The organism is Streptomyces mangrovi (assembly GCF_900114215.1).
Classification (GTDB): Bacteria; Actinomycetota; Actinomycetes; order Streptomycetales; family Streptomycetaceae; genus Streptomyces; species Streptomyces barkulensis.
Genome location: NZ_FOSG01000045.1, coordinates 1 through 3,248, shown reverse-complemented (window position 1 = coordinate 3,248; position 3,248 = coordinate 1). Strand labels below are relative to the sequence as shown.

The window sequence follows — 3,248 nt, the reverse complement described above, 5'->3', positions numbered from 1 at the left end:
CGGGGCCCCTCCGGGCGCTTCCCTTCGGTGTCTCCGACACTATCAGACTCGCTTTGGCCAATCGAAATCGGCTTCGCTTTCCGATGAGTATTCGGATTGCTTCACCGGAGCCGTGGGCTCCTGGTGGAAGCTGGATAGATTTTCACCGTCTGCCTTCGAGGGTACCACCCTCAGGGCAACTTCTAAAATCTACCTCCCGCAGAGCTCCCCGTCAAGGGCGCCCTCCGGAACGATCAGAACCGTAGCAGGTCCGAGGGCCTCGATGCACATCGGCCCGTGTCACGCCGCCAGAGGCACCTCGGCGGAGCGGTCGGCGGCCTCCACGTCACCCACCTCCCCGCTCCTCACAGCCCTGGCCCCCAGCAGGTAGACGTAGGCCAGGAAGGCCAGCTCGGCGACCACTCCGATGGTGATCCGGGCCCAGGTGGGCAGTCCCGAGGGGGTCACGAAGCCCTCGATGACACCCGATACGAAGAGCACCGCGGCCAGGCCGAGCGCCATGCCGATGGCGGCTCGCCCCTCCTGCGCGAGCGCCGTGCGGCGGCTGCGCGGTCCCGGGTCGATGACCGTCCATCCCAGGCGCAGCCCCGTGCCGGCCGCGACGAAGAGAGCGGTCAGTTCGAGCAGGCCGTGCGGGAGGATGAGGCCGAGGAAGACATCCAGGCGGCCCGCCGAGGTCATCAGGCCGATGCCGATCCCGATGTTCAGCATGTTCTGGAACAGCACCCACAGCACCGGTATCCCGAGGAAGGCGCCGAAGATCAGGCAGATCGCGGCGGCCTGGGCGTTGTTCGTCCACACCTGGGCGGCGAAGGACGTGGCCGGGTTGCTGGAGTAGTACGTCTCGTACTGGCCTCCGGGCCGGGTCATCTCGCGCAGTTGCTCCGGGGCCGCGATGGAGGCCTGGATCTCGGGGTGGGTCCCGATCCACCAGCCGATGAGGACGGCGACCAGTGTGGAGAGCAGGGCCGTCGGTATCCACCAGTGCCGGGAGCGGTAGACGGCGGCGGGGAAGCCGACCGTGAAGAAGCGCGCCACGTCGCGCCAGGTCGAGCGGCGGGTACCGGTGACCGCGCTGCGCGCGCGGGCGACGAGCGAGGTGAGCCGGCCGGTCAGCGCGGGGTCGGGGGCGGTGGACTGGATCAGCGACAGATGGGTGGAGGTGCGCTGGTAGAGGGCGACGAGTTCGTCCGCCTCGGCTCCGGTGAGGCGGCTTGGGCGACGCAGCAGCTCCTCCAGGCGGTCCCACTCGGCGCGGTGGGCGGTGACGAAGACATCGAGGTCCATGGGGAGAGCTTTTCAGATGGGGGGCGGTCGGTCTCGGGCTGCTTGGCCGTCGGTCGGCCGTGGGCGGCAGACTGTGTACGTACCCGGCGTACGGCGTAGGAGGCGTACACGGGTTTGAAGCGAGGGCGAGGAGGCGTGCCGGGTGAGTCAGCTCGTGACGGGTGATGCGGTGGTGCTCGGGCTGCGGCCCGCGCGGCTGCCGAGCCGGGCCCTGGCCGTCTTCATAGATCTGGTCGTGCTCTGGGGGGTCTATCTGGCGCTGTCGATGGCGGTGCTGTCGGCCGCCGGGTCGCTGGACGACGCGGCCACCGCCGCGATCGCCGTCGCGCTGCTGCTGCTGGTGCTGGTGGGCGGGCCGGTGGCGGTCGAGACGCTGTCCCACGGCCGTTCGCTGGGGAAGGCGGCGTGCGGACTGCGGGTGGTACGGGAGGACGGCGGGCCGATCCGCTTCCGGCACGCGCTGGTGCGCGGAGCGCTGGGCTTCGTGGAGATCCAGATGACGGTGGGGGTCGTCGCGTGCATCGCCTCACTGGTCTCCGCGCGGGGCCGGCGGCTCGGTGACGTGTTCGCCGGGACACTGGTGGTGCGGGAGCGGATCCCGGTGTCGCGGCCGGTGCCGGTGCCGCCGCCGCCTCCGTGGGTGGCCGGGCACTTCGCGGAGCTGGACCTGTCGCGGGTGCCGGACGGGCTGTGGCTGGCCGTACGGCAGTACCTGCTGCGTGCGGACCAGCTCGATCCGCAGGTGGGCTGGTCGATGGCGCAGCGTCTGGCGGCCGACGTGGCGGGCTTCACCGGGGCCCCCGCCCCGGAGGGGATGCCTCCGGCCGTGTACCTGTCCGGTGTGGTGGCCGAGCGGCAGGGGCGGGAGGCGCAGCGGGCCTTCGGGGAAGGGGTCCGGCCGGAGGCCGGGCAGAGCGGCGCCGCGCTTCCGCCGACCGCCCCCGGGAGCGGCCCCGGTCCCGGTCCCGGTCCCGTATGGCCTGCCTCCCCTCCCCCTCCCTCTGCCCCTCCGGCGCCCGCGCCGTCTCCGCCGCAGCCATCGGCCGGTGGCGGTGACGGCGGAGGGGAGGCGGACGGGCCGCGCACCGGCTTCGTTCCCCCAGCCTGACCTGCCCAGCCTGACCTGCCCGGCCGGGCGGGTCAGGCGAACGTCGAGGGCGGTGACTCCAGGTCCTCCAGCTCGATGCCGGGGGCGGCCAGGACGACGTCCCCGGCGATGTGGACGGAGTGCCGCTCGCCCGTCTCCAGATCGTCGACCCGATAGTGGTCCACGGTCAGCGGGCCGCTGTCGGTGGCGTGTGCTTCGCTGTCCACCAGCGCCCAGGCCTGGTCGAGGGTGCGGGGGGCGAGCACGGGGGGTGCGAAGGCGACAAGGCGGACGCGGGTGGCCGGTGCGCCAGGAACAGGGCGCAGCAGCCGGGCGACGGCGACGAGGAACGCGGGGGACGCCCCGGTGAAGGCGTGGGCGGGCGCGTTGTCCTCCTGTGCGTGCTCCCCGGCCGGGTCGGCGCGTACCCAGGTCACGCCGTCGAGGGCGGCGCCGCGCACCTGCCAATGGGGGGTGGTCAGTTCGAGGCGGAGAGGGCGGCCGAGGCCGTCCAGGGTGAGGTCGACCGAGCCCGCGTGGTCGCCGGGGGGTGCGGTGAGCTGTGAGACGTACCGCCAGCCGGACGGGCCGGTGGCGCACTGGAAGTGCTCCTCGCCCAGGGGGGCACGGTCGTGCGGGTCGTGGAGTGAGTAGCGGCCACGGGGCATGAGGAGTCATTCCTTACGGGTCAGGCCCCCGCCGTGGAGCGGGGGCCTGACGGTGTCGCCTACCTGCTGTGTGACCTGCCGTGTGCCGGCATCGGTGTCGGCAGTGGTGGTTCAGTAGCGGTAGTGGTCGGGCTTGTACGGACCCTCCACGGGAACGCCGATATAGGCGGCCTGCTCCGGGCGCAGCACGGTCAGCCTCGCCCCCA

4 protein-coding genes are annotated in these 3,248 nt (G+C 72.3%); 1 reads left to right on the top strand and 3 read right to left on the bottom strand.

Annotated features, from left to right (window positions below; translation table 11 throughout):
- Positions 1-279: 279 nt before the first annotated feature.
- The gene (locus BM237_RS28535) at positions 280-1,287 is read right to left on the bottom strand and encodes a stage II sporulation protein M (RefSeq protein ID WP_093852635.1); all 1,008 of its coding nucleotides are present in this window, start codon (positions 1,285-1,287) and stop codon (positions 280-282) included.
- Positions 1,288-1,429: 142 nt separating this feature from the next.
- Here BM237_RS28535 and BM237_RS28530 point away from each other — a divergent pair, with 142 nt between their 5' ends.
- Positions 1,430-2,395: an RDD family protein gene (locus BM237_RS28530; protein ID WP_093852634.1), complete on the top strand. Its 966-nt coding sequence runs from the start codon at positions 1,430-1,432 to the stop codon at positions 2,393-2,395.
- Positions 2,396-2,427: 32 nt separating this feature from the next.
- On the opposite strand, the gene BM237_RS28525 is transcribed toward BM237_RS28530, so the two are convergent.
- A complete protein-coding gene (locus BM237_RS28525; protein ID WP_093852633.1) occupies positions 2,428-3,042 on the bottom strand; it encodes a hypothetical protein in 615 nt (204 codons plus the stop codon).
- A gap of 111 nt (positions 3,043-3,153) precedes the next feature.
- Positions 3,154-3,248 (bottom strand): adenosylhomocysteinase (locus BM237_RS28520; protein ID WP_139238206.1); only part of this gene is annotated, 95 nt, incomplete at its 5' end.